The organism is Mycobacterium sp. ITM-2016-00318 (assembly GCF_002968285.2).
In the GTDB taxonomy this organism is placed as follows: Bacteria; Actinomycetota; Actinomycetes; order Mycobacteriales; family Mycobacteriaceae; genus Mycobacterium.
Genome location: NZ_CP134400.1, coordinates 1,176,786 through 1,195,606, shown reverse-complemented (window position 1 = coordinate 1,195,606; position 18,821 = coordinate 1,176,786). Strand labels below are relative to the sequence as shown.

Sequence of the window (18,821 nt, the reverse complement as noted above, 5' to 3'; positions counted from 1 at the left end):
TCGCATTCAGACGTTCACGCTCGGCTGCGCCGGGCCGTTGGGCAGTACCGGATCGTAGACGGCAGCGTGATCGGGATGATTGATGTGGATTCTCGGCATCGGCATCGGCGGCACGACGCCGAAGTGGGCCGCCATGTACTTCACAACGTTCTTGCAGACCGCGTGCGACACGTCTTCGTCGGCGACATTCTCCTCATAGGTTCCGCCGATCACGACATGGTCTGATCGCGGGAACAAGTAACCATCACCGCTGTACAGGTACGTGAGGTTGGTCTGTGCGGGCAGCATCGCCAGTTGGCCCTTGATCGGTTGCATGTCAGCATCGTTGAACAAGTTCTTCGCGCCCATACCCGTACAGTTGACGATGACGTGTTGCGGAACCGTTGCCAGGATGTCCGCGCGGCTATCGAAGCGCCGCTCCAGGAATATCACCCCACGCTGCCTCAGATCGTTCTCGAGTCGTGCGAGGAACACCGGCGGCTCGATCAACAGCGTGCGGTACTCGTAACCGGCCTTGGTGTGTCCGTGAAATGGCATGCGCGTCAGTGGGACCGGTTCGGGGATCAGACCCGGACACAACTGCAGCACGACGTCGAAGTTCTTCGTCCGTTCGTGGGTGTAGTTCGACCGCTCGTAGACACCGAATTGCGGGCCCAGTTCACAGCGGAACCGCGTGTAGGAATCCGTGAGGATCTTCTTCAGTTCCTGTTCGCGCGCGTACTCGACGACCGAGACCGCCCACTGACCGCCTGCCTTGTGTGACGTAGTGTCAATGGGTTTGCGGTCAGAGTAGATCGTGACCTCGAGCCCGAGTTCAGTCAGCAATGTCGCCGCCGTCAAACCCATCACGCCAGCGCCCAGCACCGCCGCCGAGGTGTCGTGTGACGTGGCGATACGGCCGGCGACGATGTCGTGTACCTGTTGGGCGCAGCCCCAGCTCATCGTGATGCCTGCCCCGCCGTGCCCGTAGTTGTGCACCAGGAACTTCTCGCCCGCCATCTCATGGTCGAGTCGATATGACCGCTTGCGGTAAGGCCGCACGCCTGCGACGCACGCACCGGGCGCTGTCGGATCGAACGTGAAGTCTGGGGTCGGAAGGTCGGCGCCTGGAGGCATGTCACGGAGCGTAGGCACGCACAGGGCCGCCGCACACGGGTAATGCGCTACCCGTGTCGATCAGTTCTCTGGACCGGCCTGCGGCAACTCGTCGGCCGCAATCTCGCACGGTGTTTCCGCGCCCAACGGCTCACTCGGCGGCGGTTCCTCGATTGGCTCCGGCGGTGGCGGCATCGACGGGGGCGGAGGGGTCGCAGCCGGGTCTGAAGGTGGCACGGCTTCGACCGGTGGCTCGTCCGCACAGACGTCGTCCGGGTCCTGCGCCGGATCATCGGTTTCGGCGAGACCGTCTGTCTCGTCCCCGTCCTCGAGTTTCTCGTCCTCGAGTTCCTCGTCGACGTCCTCGTCTTCGTCTTCGAGGTCATCGTCTTCGACGTCCTCACCGTCGGGTGTCTGGTCTACGTCATCCGGTTCAGGCTCGTCTCCGTCCACGACATCGTCGTTCAACTCCTGCGGATCAGGAAGCGCGTCGTCCGGACGACCGAACAGGCCACCGATGGCATCCGCGAGTTGCGTCCCGAGTCCGGTGAGCCCGCCTGCTCCCCCCGGCAGCCCGCCGCCCGTCTCGCCGAGTGACGGCATCGAGGGCAGCGACGGCGCCGCAGGCATGGAAGCGGTTGCAGGCGGGGCCACGGGTGGAGCAGCCGGCATCGTCGATGCGAACGGTTCTGGCGCCGCGGCCGGAGGCGGTGACGGAGCCGCCGGTGGACTGGCCGACGGCATCAGCGGCGACCACCCGGCAGGTACAGTTCCCGCTATCTCGGCGGGCGTCGCGCTGCTCGGCGGCGACGATGGCGTCGGTGTTGGCGTCGGTCCCAGGTCTCCGGGCACCTCGAATGTCGATAGCGGATCAGCTGTCAGAGCGCCGGTCGCGGCGTCGAATGCGGCGGAGACGGCGGCCATCGCTTTCTGCATCGCGGTGAGCCAATCAGAACGAACATCGTTGTCCACGAACGGCTTCACCTGCTGGTCGACGAGTTCGCTGGCGATCGCGCGGTCCCCCGCCCCCGTCGTAACCGTCTGCGTGGCGGCCTGCCACTGCGAGCGCTCAGCTTGTCTGCGGTCATCGATTGCGATGGCGGTGGCGACCTTCTCGTCGACCGCGCGCCACAGATCGTCGCGCAATGCGGCGAGCGCATCGACAGCATTGCGCACCGCCGACGCAGCGGCCGCGGACGCCTCGCCGTGGCGGAGCAGGAATTCGCGTGAGGCGTCGCCGCCGCGGCCCTGCCATGCGTCTGTCAGCGCGTCGAGCTGTCGCCCCTGAAGCTCCTGGGCACCCTCTGCGGCCGTTGCGACCGACTCGAGGGCCACGCAATCCGCTTCCAGCGCGGCCAGGTCCAACCCGTCCTCGCTGCTGTACCAGTCGCGTACTTGCGCGGAATGCAGCGTGAGGTCCGGATTCTGGTAGCCGAGCAGATGACATGCCCACACGTAGTCGCCGACGTTGTCGACGGCCGGCCGCCCTTGCGCCAGCCGCGCGTCGACGTCGAGCGGTTCGGCCATGGCTCAGCCGATCCGGCGGGCGCCGTTGGCATCGGCGTCGACGTATCGGTCTGCCGACGAACGCAATTCGGCCGCCACCTCCGTGGAGGCTCGCACCCATTGCTGCAGGCGGTGCGTAAGGTCGTCGACCGCACGGCGCAGCGCGTCACCTTGGGCGGCGTGTACACGACCTGCGACAGCGCCGTCGAACCGCAACGCCGTCAAGTGAGTACGGACGGCGGCATCGATCATCTCGGCTGCGGTGTCGTACTGGCGCGCGACGTCGAGCACCGCCGCCACGTCCACACGCGCGAAGTCAGGTAGTCCCACACTGGCTACGACGTCGGTGAGCCCCTGGGGGTTCCACCCTAATTTCTAGCCATGGTCGCTGACCGACTCGGCGACGCGAATCGCAAGCTGGCGGGCGGTGTCCTCGTCGGCGGCCTCCACCATCACCCGGACCATCTGCTCGGTTCCCGACGGCCGCAACAGTATTCGTCCGGTGTCACCGAGTTCGGCTTCCGCTTCGGCCACGGCGGAACGCACCTGGGGCGCGTCGGCGACGGTGGCCTTGTCGTCGACCTCGACGTTGATGAGAACCTGCGGCAGCTGATGCATGGACGCTGCCAGCGCGGCCAGCGGTGTGCGCGTCTGGGCCATCCGCGACATCAGCCGTAGCCCGGTGACGATGCCGTCGCCGGTGGTGCCCAGCGCGGGCATCACGATGTGGCCGGATTGTTCTCCGCCGAGCGAGTATTCGCCTGCGCGCAGTTCCTCGAGCACGTACCGATCGCCGACACCGGTGGTGCGGACCTCGATGCCCGCCGCTCGCATCGCCAGGTGCAGCCCGAGGTTACTCATCACGGTGGCGACGAGTGTGTTGGACGCCAACTCGCCCGCCTCCTGCATCGCGAGCGCCAGGATCACCATGATGGCGTCGCCGTCGATGATGTTGCCCTCGGCGTCGACGGCCAGGCATCGGTCCGCGTCGCCGTCGTGTGCCAGTCCGAGGTCGGCGCCTCGGGCCACGACGGCTTGCTGCAGAACCTCCATATGCGTGGAGCCGCAGCCGTCGTTGATGTTCAGTCCGTTGGGTTCGGCGTTGATCGCGATCACGTTGGCGCCTGCGGCCCGATAAGCCTTGGGCGCGGCGTCCGACGCGGCGCCGTTCGCGCAGTCGACCACGACGGTCAGCTCGTCGAGCCGGGTGGTCAAGGCCTTGCTCGCGTGGCGCAGATACCGGTCGAGGGCGTCGGCGGCGTCGACGACGCGGCCGATGCCCGCGCCGACGGGGCGCTCGCCGGACCCGCCCGCGAGGAGTTCTTCGATGCGGTCCTCGGTGGCGTCGTCGAGTTTGTGACCGCCGGCGCCGAATATCTTGATGCCGTTGTCGGGCGTCGGGTTGTGCGACGCGGAGATCATGACGCCGAACTCGGCGTCATAGGCGTTCGTCAGGTAAGCGACCGCAGGTGTGGGCAGCACGCCGACACGCAGTGCGTCGACGCCCTCGCTGGTCAGCCCGGCGATGACCGCCGCCTCCAGCATTTCGCCGCTGGCGCGCGGATCGCGACCGACCACCGCGACCCTGCGGCGGGCGTGCGAGGTTTTTCCGAGTCGACGCGCGGCCGCCGAACCAAGGCCAAGTGCCAGCTCAGCGGTCAAATTGCGATTGGCAACCCCACGGACTCCGTCGGTGCCGAACAGCCGACCCACGAGACAAATTTCTCACAGATGCCACCGAATGACACAACCGGCGACGTCAACGCTCATGCCGCCGCGCAATCGGGACCCGATCGAGACTCCAAAGACGGCACTCACCGCCCGTACCCCTCGGATACGGGCGGTGAGAATCAGAACCGACTAATTACCTCTGGGGACGATTCGCAGCCCCAGGAGCATTCTCGGAGGTGCCAGGCCCGGCCTGCTCGATGGTGATCGGGCCAAGATTATTCGTGCAAACAACCTCCTCGGGGCCACCTGCCGCGACGGCCTCGCCTAGCACAGCAACAGGCCCGACGTCCAGGCCGCAGACGGCCGCAGCGATCTGCGCGGCGACGGCAACGTCTAGGTCATTGAGCAGGGCGACATCGCCAATAGCCAGATTGACCAAGCCGTCCTGCACCTGAACCGGCTGGGCAGTCGCGAGGCCCATACCACCCGTGAACAGCAGCGCTCCACCCATTACGGCCCCGGCTGCAGTCTTCTTCATAATGTTGTGCATTCGTGTTCCTTTCAGTCGGGAAGCAACGGCTCTGGTCCCCCGACGAGGTGACTGACACGCACTCGCCCACCAGCGGCAGTAGGACTGCCGACACGCGCTCGGCGTGCCCGCTTCCGGCCACAGGACTTCCTCGTTACCGAGGTAGCTAAACAAGAAGAAACTGAAAAGCCTGATCTAGGCGCCGATACTACATATCAGCTAATTAACTGCTCCGATAATTAGAAAACGATTAACGCGCAGGTAAACGCTCTATGCGTATGTCCGATTGGGCCACCAAGATCGTTACTGAACTTCCGAAAAAAATATCCTTGCAAACGCAAGTACTTTGGCAGTATCGGCTCCGCCCCGGCCCGCTTCGGTAGGGAAACGCCCTATTTCTGCCTGCGATCGGTGGATAACGTCGCAACGTCGAAAGGATCTCCATGCGCAGCGACCTGCTCTCCCCGCAGAACGCCGAAACAAAGACGCAGCATCCCGGTATGAAGCTGCAGAACGGCAAGATGCTCAAGGTTGCCCTCGACGGCGAGATGATGGTGCCAAGGTGCGATGGTGGCCTACCAGGGCAACATGCAGTTCCAGGGGTTGGCGCCAGCGGTGTCGGGCAGTTCGTCAAGCAGCAGTTGACCGGTGAGGGTGTCCCGCTGATGCGCTGCACCGGCGCCGGTGACGTGTTCCTCGCCGACCTGGCCTCCGACATCCACCTGATCGACCTCGAGGGCGGCCACGACGGACTGACCATAAACGGCAAGAACGTCCTGGCCTTCGAGCCGATGCTGTCCTACGACATCCGTCGCGTGCAGGGCGCGGGGGTGCTGTCGAACGCCGGCCTGTTCAACTGTGTGTTCTCCGGCCAGGGTCGTATTGCGATCACCACGAAGGGCCCGCCGGTGATACTTCAGGTCGACCAGCCGACGTATGCCGACCCGCAGGCCGCCGTGGCCTCGTCGGCGTCGCCGCAGACCGGCTTTCACCGCGCCGACCAATTCGGGCTCGGCACCCTGATCGGGCGCAGCACCGGCGAGGCCTTCACGATGTCGTTCAACGGCCAGGGCTTCGTCGTCGTACAGCCGTCGGAGGAGGTGCCCGGCAGGTTCGTGGGTGGCACCGGCGGCGGCCAGCAGGCGGGCCAGGCCGGGTCTGCAGTCGCCGGGGTCCTCGGCAACTTCTTAGGCCGCTAACGCAAACCGCCCGGCATGCGCGAGGCATACCGGGCGGCGGCGATGAAGCAGATCAGCGCTTGGAGTACTGAGGCGCCTTGCGGGCCTTCTTGAGTCCGTATTTCTTGCGCTCGATGGCACGCGGGTCACGCGTCAGGAAGCCGGCCTTCTTGAGCGCGGGCCGGTCCTCGGGCTGCACCACGATCAGTGCCCGGGCGATCGCCAGGCGCAACGCGCCCGCCTGCCCGGACGGGCCACCGCCATCGAGGTGGGCGTGGATGTCGAAGCTGTCGACCCGGTCAACGGTCACCAGCGGCGCCTTGATCAACTGCTGGTGCACCTTGTTCGGGAAGTACGCCTCCAGCGTGCGTCCGTCGAGGTTGAACTGGCCGGTGCCGGGCACTAGACGCACCCGCACCACGGCCTCCTTGCGGCGGCCGACGGTCTGGATCGGGCGGTCGATGATGACCGGTTCGCGGGGCTCACGCGCCTGCGGGGCCTCGTTCTCGGTCACCGTCTCGACGGCCTCAGGCGCGGTAGTGGCCTCGACGTCCGGGGTTTCCGTCACATCAGTGGTATCGGTTGTCTCGGTCACTGGCTCACCTGCTTGATCTCGTACGGCACCGGCTTCTGAGCGGTGTGCGGATGCTCCGGCCCTGCGTAGACCTTCAGCTTCTTCTGAATCTGACGGCTGAGCTTGTTGTGGGGCAGCATGCCGACGATCGCCTTCTCGACCACACGGTCGGGATGGCGCTGCATCTCGTCACCGAGCGAACGGCGGTGGAGGCCACCGGGGAAACCCGAGTGACGGTAGGTGAACTTCTTCTGCAGCTTGTCACCACCGATGGCGACCTTGTCTGCGTTGATGACGATGACGAAGTCGCCACCGTCGACATTCGGCGTGAATGTCGGCTTGTGCTTGCCACGCAGCAGATTGGCTGCCGCGACAGCGAGCCGGCCGAGCACCACGTCGGTGGCGTCGATGACATGCCACGTGCGTGTGGTGTCACCCGCCTTCGGCGTGTACGTAGGCACAGCGCGTTTCCTATCTATCTCGGGTTGGATCCCGGTGTAACCGGGTGCCGGTCAAGCGTTTCGGCGAATGGGCTCGGCGACCGACATTGACCCGAGACCCGCGTGCCCGAAGGCTCACCGCACGCCAACCGAGCAGCATACCGGCGAGCGTCACCGCAGGTCAAAACGCGTTCGCGTCGCCGCCGCCCTTGGTCGCGACGTCGAGATCTGCGCCAGGGCTACGATCCGAAGCCATTCACGACCCTCATGCAGATTTCGGCGTCTGCCGAGGTCAAAGCCTAGACAGAACTGTGCGGTCCCGCGGGCTCCCCTCCCGACGGGACCGCACAGTGGTCTGTAGGTCAGCCGCCCCAGGCGCTCGCGGCGCTGCGGTCGGTGGTCGCGACGTCGTCTGCACCGTCGCGCACGGCGTTGCCGAGGTTGAACAGGATCTCGTTCAGTGCCGCCGCCGCCTGATCCCATCTGGCCTGCTCGACCCGGTACGCCTCGGCGGCCTCCCGAGTCCAGACCTCCTGGAGCGGAACAATCTGCGACCGCAGGTCGTCGAGCGCTGCGTTGAGCCGTGCGGAGGTGTTGTGAACCTCCTGCCGGACGGTGTACTCGATCTCGTCGAAGTTGTACGAAAGAACCGGTTCCATGGTCAGGCTCCTCAGATGTTCGTGCCGACGGCGCCGATTTGATGCGAATGGCTGTCCGCCGCCTCGCGTAGCGACCGCTCGTTGACGCGCATGGTTTCCGCGATCCGCTGCAGGGCGGCATGGAGCTTCGTCGACTCTCCGTTCCAGCGATCCACGACGTCTCTGAAACGTGCGGCGGCCACGCCTCCCCACACCGACGGCGGCACGCTGACCATCCGGCCGATGAACGACTGCAGCATCGCGCGGATCTCCTCGTTTCGGGCGTCGATCTTGCCCGCCACCGCCGTCATCAGATCGAGGTCGGTCGTGAGCGATCCGCCAGCCGATGTTGTCATCTGGGTCCTTTCGCGTTCTTGGTCGAGTTGTGTTTTACGACGCGACGCGACGGCGTCTGGTTCCGTCGAATCAGAAAATCGCGTGCACCGACCGGATCGCCTCGTCGCAGACGAGCCGGACGGCGTCGTCATCGCCGTGAGCGCTCTGGCATCCCACACCGATGCGCACGGTGTCGTCGACCAACACCGTCCAGTCGATCTGGCGTGCGCCGCGGATCTCCCGGTATGTGACCGCTGTCCGATTCGCACGACGGTCGTCGGGATTGAAGCGGCTGAACACACCTGCGTCCTGGTCGCCGAGAGCACTGCGCAATGCCGCCGCCGTCGTCGTCAGCGTCTCACCCTTCTTCACCCGCGACTGCGTCACCAGCACGGCGCTCGAACCGTCCGGTGCCGTCACCTGCACCCGCGCAGACCCCGGCCCGGATGTGATGCGCCGTACCGCCCACAGCGCAGGAACTTTCAGCGCGACCCGACCCTCGACCAGAAGGGTCATCGGGGTCGACATCGGGTTGGGTTCGTTCGAACCGAGAGCAAGGCCGAGACACAGAACCGTCATCGATACCGAACCGACGAGGCCGGCTCGTACAGCGGGTCTTCCCCGCTTCCACCGCGCCGCCTCCGTCACGTAGCTGGCGTGCGGCGGCTTCTCGCTCGGACGCAATACCCGGTCCGGGTGCACAGTCGTCGCGGATACGCCGTCGGTGCAGAGGTGTCGGCAGATGGCACCGGCGAGTTCCACTGCGCCGACGACCCCTTTCGGTGCGTCCACCAGCACAGCGGTCGGCCGGCCGATGTGCTCCGCAACCGATCGTGCGACGTCCGACGTCTCGCCTAAACGCGGATCAGCCGCGACGACGTCGCCCGCACATATCGTGACAACGAACTCGGGTGCGATTTCGATAACGATCGAGCCGGCGGGAGCCGTTCGGCCCAGCGCCTCGGCGCGTTGCAGCACGGTGACTTCCGCCGACCTGGCCTCTGCAGCCTCACGCACGCATTCGACGCGCGTCGTCGGCCACCATGTCGGACACACAAGGACAGCAGAGGCGGCGCCGTCGGGCAGCGCCGCGTGAAACACCTCGCGCCAAAGCGCTGTCACCGCCACGGGCGCGTCGTCGACGATCGCGATCTCGTCGTCGATGCATTCCAGAGCAGTCGTCACCAGATGATGTGGCACGGGGCGCGGTCCGCGGACCGTTGCCGGACCCACCTCCACAACACAGCCGCTCATGTTGGATCGATCCACGCGATCTGGACGAGCTGTTGCGGGCGCTCGCGTGTGATTAGCGTCCCGCGGCCGGGCGGCAGACGCGACGGGCGAACGGAGCCAAGGAGGACGCCCTCGTCGGGACTGGCGCTCATCATCAAACCCATGGTTCCGAGATCGCGCAGCGCGGCGAGCAGCGGATCGAACATCGCTCGCGCAGCACCGCCGGAGCGCCGGGCCACAACGATATGCAGTCCGAGATCCTTCGCGTAGGGGAGAAATTCGAGAAGCGCCGCAAGCGGATTGACACCCCCCTGCGGGGCCACAAGGTCGTAGTCGTCGATGACGACGTACATCTCGGGGCCCGTCCACCACGACCGCGTCCGCAATTGCTGCTGGGTGACGTCCGCGCCGGGTATCCGCGCACGAAGGCGCTGCACCAGGGCGCCAAGACGCGAGGTCAGCGCAGCGGAGGATGGGATATAGCCCGCGAGGTGTTCGGATTCGATGACGCCGAGCAGCGTGCGCCGAAAATCGACAATGAACAGCTGAGCGGCCTCCGCCGTGTTCGTTCGGACGATGTCGTTGCAGAGTGTCCGCAGCACGCTCGTCTTGCCACACTCCCCCTCCCCGAGGACGACTAAATGCGGCTCCGCCGCGAAATCGACTGTCATCGGCGCCAACTCGGCCTCACCCACGCCCATCAGAATGTGTGTCCCTGACCGCTGGACCCGTGAATGGACGAGAATCGCGTTGTATTCGACCAGCGCCGGGAGCACCTCTATGCGTGGAGCGACGCGATCCGAGTAGCGGGTGCGCAACCTGTCAGCGGTTGACGGGTCGAATCGGGAATCCGCGATGACTAGCTCGCGCCCATCGCGAGTGGTACCGCGACCGGGTGGGCTTTGGATCAGCTGACGGGCACGCTTGCGGTCCATCTCGGATTCCGCGGGATCTCCCAGGCGCAATTCGATCCGCGTGCCGATCAGGTCTTTCAACGCCGGACGTATCTCGGCCCACCGTGACGCCGAGACAACCACATGAAGCCCATAGGAAAGGCCCTGTGCCGCAAGAGCGGTGATCGATGCCTCGAGGGCGTCGTACTCCTGACGAATAGTGGCCCATCCGTCGACGACGAGGAAGACGTCGCCATACGGGTCATCGCGAACGGCCTCATCGCCCGAGTTTCGCCGCTCCTCCCGCGATCGCAACAGCGACTCCAGTTGGACGACCGTCCGCCGCACCAGCTCGACGTCACGTCGGCCCGCCACCGATCCGACGTGCGGAAGCGTGGACAACGACGACAGCATTCCGCCCCCGAAGTCCAGGCAGTAGAACTGCACGTCGCGCGGGTCGTGTGTCTCGGCGAGTCCCAGCATCAAGGTCTTCAGCGCCGTCGACTTACCCGACCGCGGACCACCGACGACCGCGACATTCCCGGTGGCACCGGCGAGTTGGGCCGCCAGGAAGTCACGACGCTGTTCGTAAGGGCAGTCCACCAGCCCGATCGGCACCGTCAGCGGTGCATCGGTTCGGAAGTGTGACAGCAGGGACTCGAGCTTCGGCGAGTCCCTCAGCGGCGGTAGCCATACCTGGTGAGCGGTCGGGCCGCGGCCCTCGAGCTGATCGAGCACCGTGTCGAGGATCGTCCGAGTGGAGGTGGCCGATGATTGGCTCGGCAGCCCACTCGATGATATGACTGGGCCCATCGATGCCGCCGTGTACACAAGCGGCGTCGGCGGGTTGGCGGTGCCGGCGACACGCCTTCGGGTGCTCACGTAGGGCCCGGAGACGAACGCGGTCTGAAATCGCAATGGGTCACCAGAGCCGGTCTTCAAGTACGCCGCACCGGGTGTGCTCGGCAGATGATAGGCGTCGGGAAGGCCTAGAACCGAACGGGATTCGGCCGCCGAGAACGTTTTCAAGCACACTCGGTACGACAGGTGTGACTCCAGTCCGCGCAGCCTGCCCTCGTCGACGCGTTGGCTGGCAAGCAGGAGGTGCATGCCGAGTGAGCGGCCGAGCCGGCCGATGGCGATGAACAGATCAATGAAGTCGGGATGCTGACTGAGCAGTTCGGAGAATTCGTCGACGACGACGAACAAGGCCGGCAGGGGGCGCAGATCGGCGCCGTCGATACGCGCTGCGTTGTAGTCCGCGATATTGGCGAAGTTGCCCGCCGCTCTCAGCAGTTCCTGACGCCTGTTGACTTCGCCGGCCAACGCGTCTTTCATGCGAGCAACGAGGTGTGCTTCGTCCGCCAGATTCGTGATTACCGCGGCGACATGCGGTGCTCGCTCGAAGCCCAGGAACGTCGCGCCGCCCTTGAAGTCGATGAGGACCAGGTTGAGAACCTCCGCTGGATGCGCGGTGACCATGCCGAGTGTGAGGGTGCGCAGAAACTCCGACTTCCCGGAACCTGTTGCGCCGATGCAGAGCCCGTGCGGCCCCATCCCTCCGGCGGCGGCCTCCTTGATGTCGAGTACGACCCGCTCACCGATTTCCGAGACGCCGATGGTAACACTCAACATGCCGTCGAAGCGGCGAAGCGCAGGCCGGGGTCCGAGGAGGTCGAGCCCGTCGCCACCGTCGCTACCCATCAGCTGCGGCCACGGGATCGACGGTGGAATACGCACCGCTGCCGAAGGTGTCGAGATGGGCCTGAATCGGGAGAGTCGCCGAGCGACAGCGAGCGCCTGCCCTGCGGTCATCGCGTCGGGGCACCCCAGTGCCTCGTCACCGTCGTCACGTCTGACGACCAGGTGACCGTCGCTTACAACGATGTGAAGGTCGGCGACGCGGTCGCGGGCTGTGCCTAGCGCGATAGTCGTTGCCGCGCCAGGCAACTGACGTCTACGGGGAATCAGGTCGCTGTCTATGACGAGCACTACGTGGCTGCTGTTGCAGTCAGCGAACGCGGTCTCGGCGGCCGTAAGGCTGTGGTACGTCAGACGTGCAGGTCCGCCGTCGTCGACGGCATGCGGATGGTGATGGTGCGGCAGCCATTTTAGCCAATCCCATTCTCGAGCTGTGAGCGGATCGACCGCAGCGGCAATGCGTAAATCTTCTGGGCCATGCATCACGGCGAGATGGCAGAGCAGTGCGCGTATCAGGCTTCGGCCGTCCGTCGCCTCGCCGTCGATCACAATGGTGTTGAGCTCCGTCAGCGCGATCGACAGCGGAAGGTCCGGCACCGTCGAGCGACTCCGGACAAGCCGCCGTAATTCCGCAGACGTCACCGGATCGGAATTTCCCGGGGGCCCGAGGTCTGGTACGACGACCGGTGTTGACAGTGGCTTCGGCCCTGTCCCGATTCGGGTGTGCCCGAAGTCGCCGTCGCCGGGTTCGCGCTCCCACATGCGCCTGCTGCCGATCATCGCCCACAGCAAGGCCGGCTCTGGGTTGTGCCAGGAAAGCGAACGCCGCTGCTGGTCTGTGGTCTCCGCGAGTTGTGACTTCAGTGAAGTGAGGTAGCGGAAGTACTCGCGGCGGGCCTGATTGATCTCGCCGGCTCGGCTTCCGCCGCGTGCGCCAGTAGCGAGCGTGCCGATCAGCGACGCGAGCATCATGACCGGAAAGAACACGAACATGGGATTGCGCGTCGCCGATGTTCCCGATGCGACGTAGACGACCATCATTCCTGCCGTTGCGACGAGCATCGCAACGGGTAGCAGCCGCGCAAGCGGATTGCCCGGTGTCTCTCGCGGCACGTCAGGCGGAGGCTTCACGATGATCTCGCCCTGCGCCGGTTGGGGCGCCGCCAGACGCGGCTGCGTCAAGAACTCCATCGAGAAGTAGACGCGGCTGCAACCGATTCCGTTCCATGTCCACAGCCTTCAATTCGTCGCCGATCGCCAAGTGCGGACACGGTTACGGTGATCGGCGGGGGTGGATATGACGGTTGCGGAAGTATGTCGGATCGCGGTGTGTTCGCATGGCGAGGACTACTCGTCAACGGTGGATCTCGTGGTGCCCGCGCGGATGGACCTTGGCGAGCTGATGCCGTGCGTCGTCGACCTCGTCGGTGGGCAGCCCGATGCGAGTGGCGCGGGAGACAGCCGACAGCAGTGGAGGTTGTCGCAGCTGGATGGTTCGACGCTCGATGAGTCGTTGACGTTGCAGGAGAATGATGTTCATGATGGTGACCTCCTCTTACTCACCACAGTTGATCTGATACCTCCTCCTGCGTGCGGCGATCTCATTGACTACGTCGTCGATACATCAGCCCGGAAGCACGGCGACACCGGCTGGGTGCGCCGTCTGGGCGAGGGTGCCTGGTTGTGGTCAGCGGGGCTCGGCGCGGCGAGTCTTGTCTGGCCGACAGAGGTGGCGCAGAACAACCGTGCGGTGACCGCTGCAATCGTCGCCATCGCGGCGGCGGTTTCGGCTGTGATCGCGGGCCGTCTCGGATTGGAACAATCGGCCACCCCGTCGATTGGCATGGCGGCAGTCGCCTTCGGGGCAGTGGCCGGATACCTGATCGTGCCAGGGGGCCCAACACCGCCGGGCTTCTTTCTGGCGGCGGCGATCTGCTCAGCTGTGGCGACGGTGTTGCTTCGTGTCACCGCATGCGGCTCGACGTTGTTCACAGCGATCACGACATTCTCACTGATGGTGGCCATCGCCTTTGCCGTCGCGACGGTTTGGCCCATACCGCCCGCGACACTCGGATGTTTTCTTTCGGCCGCATCACTGGCCATGCTGACTGTCGCAGCCAAGGTTTCCATCGTCGTAGCGGGGCTCTCGCCACGGATGCCGACCTCAGAACAGTCAGACGACGACACGATTCTCCCTGTGGCCGCTGGCCTGCCGAAAGCCGCGCGGGGCCACGATGTGTTGACGGGTCTATTGGCCGGCCTCTCGTTGGCTTGTGCACTGGGTGTCGTGTTGGTGGTATTCGGCGGACACGGCACAAGCGTGTGGGTTCGCACCGCCTTCGCGATCACAGTGTCCGCGGCACTGATATTTCGGGGTTGCCAACAACGCGGTGCAGTCCGATCGGCATCTGTGCTTCTTGCCGGGTTTGTCTGCGTCACCGCTGCTTTCGCGTCGATGATGATGTCGTCGCCCGCTCACGGCGCCTGGATCTGTCTTACCGCGGTAGGTGTCGGCGCGGGTGCATTGGGGCTCACGCGGGTTGATCTGGCGTCGCGGCTGGGCCCGCTCACGCGACGCAGTCTCGAGGCCGCGGACTACATCTCACTCGCAGGGGTCGTACCCTTGGCGCTCTGGATCGGTGGCGTGTTCGACCTTGTCCGTGGCCTGAGCCTGACATGAGCTACCGATCTGCGCGCATCGCGGGCGCCATAGCGCTGACGTCCGCCTCCGTCTGGATGTCACCGGTTGCCGTTGCCGTCACGCCGCCGGTGATCGATGATGCGCTGTTACCCGATCCGCGACCGCCCGCTCCACCGCAAGCAACCGAGCAACGCCAGGATTGCTTGGTCTCGACCCCTGCGCGGAAAAGGCCTGCGGCCGGAGAACAACTCGAGACTCTCGATCTCCCCCAGGTTTGGGCACTCAGCCGAGGATCCGGTCAGACCGTTGCCGTGATCGACACCGGCGTTGCGCGCCACCGTCTGCTGCCTCACCTCGTACCCGGCGGCGATTACGTCCACAGCGGCGACGGCACGGACGACTGCGACGGGCACGGAACGATCGTCGCCGGCATCATCGGTGCCGCCGACGACCCCACGGACAATGCAGGATTCAGCAGTGTCGCTCCCGAGGCAACGATCATCGGCATCAGGCAGTCAAGTGTGAAGTTCGCGCCTGTCGGCCAGTCGGCTCCTGGCTTCGGGGACGTCGACACGCTGGCCGAAGCGGTACGGACCGCGGCGGACATGGGAGCTTCGGTGATTAACGTGTCATCGATCGCCTGCCTCGAAGCGGCCGCCGATCTCGACGACCGCGCCCTCGGCGCAGCCCTCGCGTACGCGGTGGATGTCAAGAACGTCGTTGTCGTCGCGGCGGCCGGAAATGTCGGCGGACTCGGCCAGTGCCCGGAGCAGAATCCTCCGTCGGATCCGGCTCATCCCGGCCAACCCGACTGGGCAGCCGTGAAAGTCGTTGTGACCCCGGCCTGGTATGACGAGTACGTGCTCACGGTGGGATCGACCGATCCGCGGGGAGTGCCGTCACGGTTCACTCTCGCGGGGCCATGGGTCGACGTCGCGGCCCCGGGAGAGGGCGTTGTGTCACTCGACGCCGACGGAGAAGGTCTTGTCGATTCTCTTCCGGTACTGGGCAACCCGACGGCGATCGTGGGAACGAGTTATGCGGCGCCTGTGGTGAGTGGCATCGTCGCTCTCGTGCGAGCACGATCCCCGCATCTGACCGCGCGGCAGGTGATGCAGCGGATCAAGGAGACCGCGCACCGTCCCCCGGCCGGTTGGGACCCCTTCGTCGGTCACGGTGTCGTCGATGCGCTCGCCGCGGTCAGCGGTGGTGCCGCGACCACGAGCATGGTCGCACCCATGACCGAGTCGGCCAACGATGGTGTCGTTCCCGACTTGCCCGAGCGTGATCCTCAGCAAGACGGAAGCGGGCGACGTATCGCGTTCGGCGGTGCAGGGTTATGCGTCGCAATGGTTACAGCCGCGCTGGCGATGACGGCCACACTCGGTCGCTCAAGGCGGAAGATCGACAACGTCCCGCGCGACTAACGCACTGTCGCGGTTCAGTTCTGGTCCGCGGGGCAGCCGAGACAGAAGCGGCCATGGCGCCGTGACAGGTTCGCCTTGGAGGCCGAGAATCTTCGCAGTGTCCTCATCGCGAATGCCGTAGAGCACTCCGGTGTCGGTCACGAGATACAGAGGACCGCCGCCGCCATCCCCGCGCACCAGTGACGCTGCCCGTACGTAGGCACTTCGTCCCGGTGGCACAGCGACGCTGTCGATATCGGCTCCCTCGCCGTCGGCCTGCGCCAGCACAGCCGCGGTGCCTGCGGCCGGCATGGCGTCTTCGGTCCACACAGAGACCTTCGGTCCGCCGGGAAGCCATTCCGCGCACAGCGCACCGCCATCGCGAGCACCAACAGTGGCGCCAGCGCGCTGGGGGTATGTAGACACCGGGAGCGAGTCGACGACGGTGAGCCCGCTGACAGCGTCGGGCGACACGACCGGGATGCCGCGGCTGCCCTGCGAGTCGAGCGAACGAACCAGGTTCGCCGCGACTTCGCCGATGCGCTGAACTCCGTCGGCCATCACGACGAAGAAGTCGTCGGAGTCGACTCGTAACACCCGCACCACTGCGCCGACGCGCATGCCGCGAAGGGCGCTGGTCGATCCGCCGTCGGGGATGTGGGGCACGACGATCGGCGGTGCTTCGGGGATGGCATCAAGAAGCGACCTCGACACGGGTCGCGGCTCGACACCGTCGAGCCGCAGTGCCCAAACGACGGCTGGATTGCGAAGATCGACCTGAGCCCGCTGCCCGTCGTAGAGCAGGTACGTCGTCGCGGCGCTCTCCGAGCGGGCCGTCACCAGAATGTTGGGCTGCCGATCGCCTCGATCATGGCCTTCTGTCTTGCCGGCGATCAACGTGGTGGTCGTGTCCTCGCAGATGGTCCACGCAGACTCGTTCACCGACAGGGGGTTCGCGACGACGACGGGTGCGCCGGGGATACCCAGCAGCGGGCCGCGCTTTGCGCTGTTGATGTGCGCGTCATTCACGGCCTGCGGTTTCGCGGCGCTGCCTGTGACGAGATACGCCGACGCCAAGTTCAGGACGGGGTGCAAAGTGTCGCCGACTCGGACGTAGAGGGCTCCCGAGCCGCGGGACATGACGATGGCCGCGTCGCCCACCGGGGTGTCCGGCCGAAGGAATGCCAGGATGGCGCAAATCGCAAGGCCGACGACCGCCAACACGCAGCCCGCGATGAACGAGAGAGCCTGCGCCCGCATCGGATCGTGCAGCATGCTGATGTCTCCGCGCAGCAGCGCGTGCTCCATCCGGCGCACCAGGAATCTGTACCCGCTGACCTGCAGCCGGGTTGTCGGTTGACCAGCCATACTCCCCCGGCACCCAGCCTAACGGCGCTCGGGGGCATGGCCTTTCACCGATTCGGATGGCCGGCCAGTCGGCCCGCGAGACTGCATTCCCGCAGGGGTCTTCTCGCACTTTCCCTGCAGGATTGCAGCCTCGACGCCGCTAGCCCGCCGAGTCGTCCCCGGACCCGGCCGCGGAGCCGTCCTTGCCGAGGGCCTTGTTCACCGTGCCCGACACGGCCTTGGCGACGTCGCGGACCGGGTGGAAGTCCTTCAGCGCATTGCGCAGCGGACGATTGGTGTTGGCATCGCTGGACGACGTGCTCTCACCCGGCTCGGCGAAGATGCCCAGGCGGAGGTCGGTCTCGGTCGCCTCTGTCTTGGCGACGGCCACGTTGGTGGTGTTCGCGTCCGACAGCGGCGTAGTCGTCTGCACCAGTGGCGACCCCGGCAACGGAGTACGGCCGGGCGTCAGCGCCATGTTGATGCCCTCGGGGACGTCGCTGACGAGATCCACCGCGGTCTGGATTGGGTTGAAGGTCTTCGGCGGAAGGATCGTTCCCGGCTGCGGGTTGGCGTAGTTCGTCCTGTCATAGCCGGTCTCGATCAGCGTTTGCGTGAAGGGCGACAGGAAGTCGGTGATCGGAATAATGATCACCGACGTCCCCGTGGCGTCACCGAGGTCGACGAACGGCTGGAAGATCGGCAGGTAACGCGCCGGTAGCGTGATGTAGCGGGTGTCGCTCCCGGGAACGCGCTGGCAGTAGGTCGTTTCATTGCAATTGGCTTCAGCCGCCGCAACTGCCACCTGAATCTCTTCTGGCGTATAGCCGTACGGCGTCTCAGTGGGCGGGTCGTCGCTGCTGGGCGCCAGGTATGTGCCGTGGATGTACTGGAAGCCGGCGATCGCATTGCCGACAGCGACCGGATTGGCGAGCCATTGCGGGAAGTCGGCGACGCCGTCGTATTGCAGTGCGAAGTCCGTGGTGCAGATCCGGTCGCCGTCATCACAAGAATCGGTCGGCGATGGGTTACCGAACTGAGCGTCCAAGATCGGGACATTGCCCAGGAAGGCCAGCCGCTCGAAGAACCCTCCCGTCGGACGCTGCGGATTGCCGATGAAGAAGTAATCGTTCAGAGGCTCGCCAAGCGGAAGGTCCGTGCTGTCCTGCGGGTGCAGCCGCTTGAAATTGCTGGCTACCGTCGCGCCCTGCGAATACCCGAAGATCGTGACATCAGTGGTCGTGTCGGGAAGCCCGTTGTAGATCGTCGTGAGGTTCTGCAGGCCGTCGGCGACTGAGACGTTCCACTTCTGGCCCTCGAGGCCACCCCACCCCGGCAGGGGGATCGGCCAGAAGGTGGCGTAGTACCTGACACCGGTAAACGGCGGACAGTCGGTAGCGGGCCCTGGCTGAGCGCCGCAGTCACCCCCAGGATTCACGTAATAGTTCATCACGTTGTTCAGGTAGTTCTGCTCGTCGGCCGCATAAGGGTCGGGTGTGCCGGTGCCCGGCACGATGATCGCCTGGAACGCCGTCAGGCCGAGGGACGCAGTGACGGCCGTCGTCAGCGACTGCATCGCGCCGACCACCAGTGCTGCAAATGCCGTCAGGATCGCGACGGTCATTGACCTTGC

General features: G+C 65.5%; 16 protein-coding genes. 3 read left to right on the top strand and 13 right to left on the bottom strand.

Annotated features, from left to right (window positions below; all coding sequences use genetic code 11):
* Positions 1-6: 6 nt before the first annotated feature.
* The 5 genes from C6A82_RS05835 to C6A82_RS05815 all read right to left on the bottom strand — a co-directional run bounded on the left by C6A82_RS05835 (position 7) and on the right by C6A82_RS05815 (position 4,822).
* On the bottom strand, positions 7-1,116 hold the full coding sequence (locus tag C6A82_RS05835) for an FAD-dependent oxidoreductase (protein ID WP_105347965.1): 1,110 nt from the start codon (positions 1,114-1,116) through the stop codon (positions 7-9).
* Positions 1,117-1,176: 60 nt separating this feature from the next.
* Positions 1,177-2,622 carry a hypothetical protein gene (locus C6A82_RS05830; protein ID WP_105347967.1) on the bottom strand — a complete coding sequence of 482 codons (1,446 nt, stop codon included), beginning with the start codon at positions 2,620-2,622 and terminating at the stop codon, positions 1,177-1,179.
* 3 nt (positions 2,623-2,625) lie between these two features.
* The gene (locus tag C6A82_RS05825) at positions 2,626-2,931 is read right to left on the bottom strand and encodes a type VII secretion target (RefSeq protein ID WP_105347968.1); all 306 of its coding nucleotides are present in this window, start codon (positions 2,929-2,931) and stop codon (positions 2,626-2,628) included.
* A gap of 45 nt (positions 2,932-2,976) precedes the next feature.
* Positions 2,977-4,314: a phosphoglucosamine mutase gene (glmM, locus tag C6A82_RS05820; protein ID WP_105347970.1), complete on the bottom strand. Its 1,338-nt coding sequence runs from the start codon at positions 4,312-4,314 to the stop codon at positions 2,977-2,979.
* A 151-nt stretch (positions 4,315-4,465) separates the two neighbouring features.
* A complete protein-coding gene (locus C6A82_RS05815; protein WP_105347972.1) occupies positions 4,466-4,822 on the bottom strand; it encodes a hypothetical protein in 357 nt (118 codons plus the stop codon).
* Positions 4,823-5,244: 422 nt separating this feature from the next.
* On the opposite strand from C6A82_RS05815, the gene C6A82_RS05810 reads away from it, so the two are divergent.
* Positions 5,245-6,000, top strand: a complete 756-nt coding sequence (locus tag C6A82_RS05810) for an AIM24 family protein (RefSeq protein ID WP_311101705.1) — start codon at positions 5,245-5,247, stop codon at positions 5,998-6,000.
* Positions 6,001-6,052: 52 nt separating this feature from the next.
* Here the strand turns inward: C6A82_RS05810 and rpsI are convergent, their stop codons facing one another.
* The 6 genes from rpsI to eccCa all read right to left on the bottom strand — a co-directional run bounded on the left by rpsI (position 6,053) and on the right by eccCa (position 12,985).
* Positions 6,053-6,493 (bottom strand): 30S ribosomal protein S9, encoded by a 441-nt coding sequence (gene rpsI, locus C6A82_RS05805; protein ID WP_105347994.1) that lies wholly within the window; start codon positions 6,491-6,493, stop codon positions 6,053-6,055.
* 77 nt (positions 6,494-6,570) lie between these two features.
* Positions 6,571-7,014 (bottom strand): 50S ribosomal protein L13, encoded by a 444-nt coding sequence (gene rplM / locus C6A82_RS05800; RefSeq protein ID WP_105347973.1) that lies wholly within the window; start codon positions 7,012-7,014, stop codon positions 6,571-6,573.
* A 341-nt stretch (positions 7,015-7,355) separates the two neighbouring features.
* On the bottom strand, positions 7,356-7,652 hold the full coding sequence (locus C6A82_RS05795) for a WXG100 family type VII secretion target (RefSeq protein WP_105347975.1): 297 nt from the start codon (positions 7,650-7,652) through the stop codon (positions 7,356-7,358).
* A gap of 11 nt (positions 7,653-7,663) precedes the next feature.
* A complete protein-coding gene (locus C6A82_RS05790) occupies positions 7,664-7,987 on the bottom strand; it encodes a WXG100 family type VII secretion target (protein WP_105347977.1) in 324 nt (107 codons plus the stop codon).
* Between the two features lie 70 nt (positions 7,988-8,057).
* Entirely contained in the window at positions 8,058-9,152 is a 1,095-nt protein-coding gene (locus C6A82_RS05785) for a type VII secretion-associated protein (protein WP_158261664.1), read from the bottom strand.
* Positions 9,153-9,217: 65 nt separating this feature from the next.
* The gene (gene eccCa, locus C6A82_RS05780) at positions 9,218-12,985 is read right to left on the bottom strand and encodes a type VII secretion protein EccCa (RefSeq protein ID WP_105347980.1); all 3,768 of its coding nucleotides are present in this window, start codon (positions 12,983-12,985) and stop codon (positions 9,218-9,220) included.
* A 106-nt stretch (positions 12,986-13,091) separates the two neighbouring features.
* Between eccCa and eccD the strand changes: the two genes are divergently transcribed.
* A complete protein-coding gene (gene eccD / locus C6A82_RS05775) occupies positions 13,092-14,474 on the top strand; it encodes a type VII secretion integral membrane protein EccD (protein WP_105347982.1) in 1,383 nt (460 codons plus the stop codon).
* A complete protein-coding gene (mycP, locus tag C6A82_RS05770; RefSeq protein WP_105347983.1) occupies positions 14,471-15,862 on the top strand; it encodes a type VII secretion-associated serine protease mycosin in 1,392 nt (463 codons plus the stop codon). Before eccD ends, mycP begins: the two co-directional genes overlap by 4 nt.
* Here mycP and eccB read toward each other — a convergent pair.
* Both eccB and C6A82_RS05760 read right to left on the bottom strand, forming a co-directional pair.
* Positions 15,827-17,209 carry a type VII secretion protein EccB gene (gene eccB / locus C6A82_RS05765; RefSeq protein ID WP_105347985.1) on the bottom strand — a complete coding sequence of 461 codons (1,383 nt, stop codon included), beginning with the start codon at positions 17,207-17,209 and terminating at the stop codon, positions 15,827-15,829. The two genes, mycP and eccB, sit on opposite strands and share 36 nt — an antisense overlap.
* A 139-nt stretch (positions 17,210-17,348) precedes the next feature.
* Positions 17,349-18,812 carry a PE-PPE domain-containing protein gene (locus C6A82_RS05760; protein WP_233217110.1) on the bottom strand — a complete coding sequence of 488 codons (1,464 nt, stop codon included), beginning with the start codon at positions 18,810-18,812 and terminating at the stop codon, positions 17,349-17,351.
* Between the last annotated feature and the right edge of the window lie 9 nt (positions 18,813-18,821).

Bases quoted from the DNA above. Each gene is read 5' to 3' on its own strand.
- C6A82_RS05835 (WP_105347965.1), bottom strand. From the start codon at position 1,116: ATGCCTCCAGGCGCCGACCTTCCGACCCCAGACTTCACGTTCGATCCG.
- C6A82_RS05830 (WP_105347967.1), bottom strand. From the start codon at position 2,622: ATGGCCGAACCGCTCGACGTCGACGCGCGGCTGGCGCAAGGGCGGCCG.
- C6A82_RS05815 (WP_105347972.1), bottom strand. From the start codon at position 4,822: ATGCACAACATTATGAAGAAGACTGCAGCCGGGGCCGTAATGGGTGGA.
- C6A82_RS05810 (WP_311101705.1), top strand. From the start codon at position 5,245: ATGCGCAGCGACCTGCTCTCCCCGCAGAACGCCGAAACAAAGACGCAG.
- C6A82_RS05795 (WP_105347975.1), bottom strand. From the start codon at position 7,652: ATGGAACCGGTTCTTTCGTACAACTTCGACGAGATCGAGTACACCGTC.
- C6A82_RS05790 (WP_105347977.1), bottom strand. From the start codon at position 7,987: ATGACAACATCGGCTGGCGGATCGCTCACGACCGACCTCGATCTGATG.
- eccCa (WP_105347980.1), bottom strand. From the start codon at position 12,985: ATGGAGTTCTTGACGCAGCCGCGTCTGGCGGCGCCCCAACCGGCGCAG.
- eccD (WP_105347982.1), top strand. From the start codon at position 13,092: ATGACGGTTGCGGAAGTATGTCGGATCGCGGTGTGTTCGCATGGCGAG.
- mycP (WP_105347983.1), top strand. From the start codon at position 14,471: ATGAGCTACCGATCTGCGCGCATCGCGGGCGCCATAGCGCTGACGTCC.
- eccB (WP_105347985.1), bottom strand. From the start codon at position 17,209: ATGGCTGGTCAACCGACAACCCGGCTGCAGGTCAGCGGGTACAGATTC.
- C6A82_RS05760 (WP_233217110.1), bottom strand. From the start codon at position 18,812: ATGACCGTCGCGATCCTGACGGCATTTGCAGCACTGGTGGTCGGCGCG.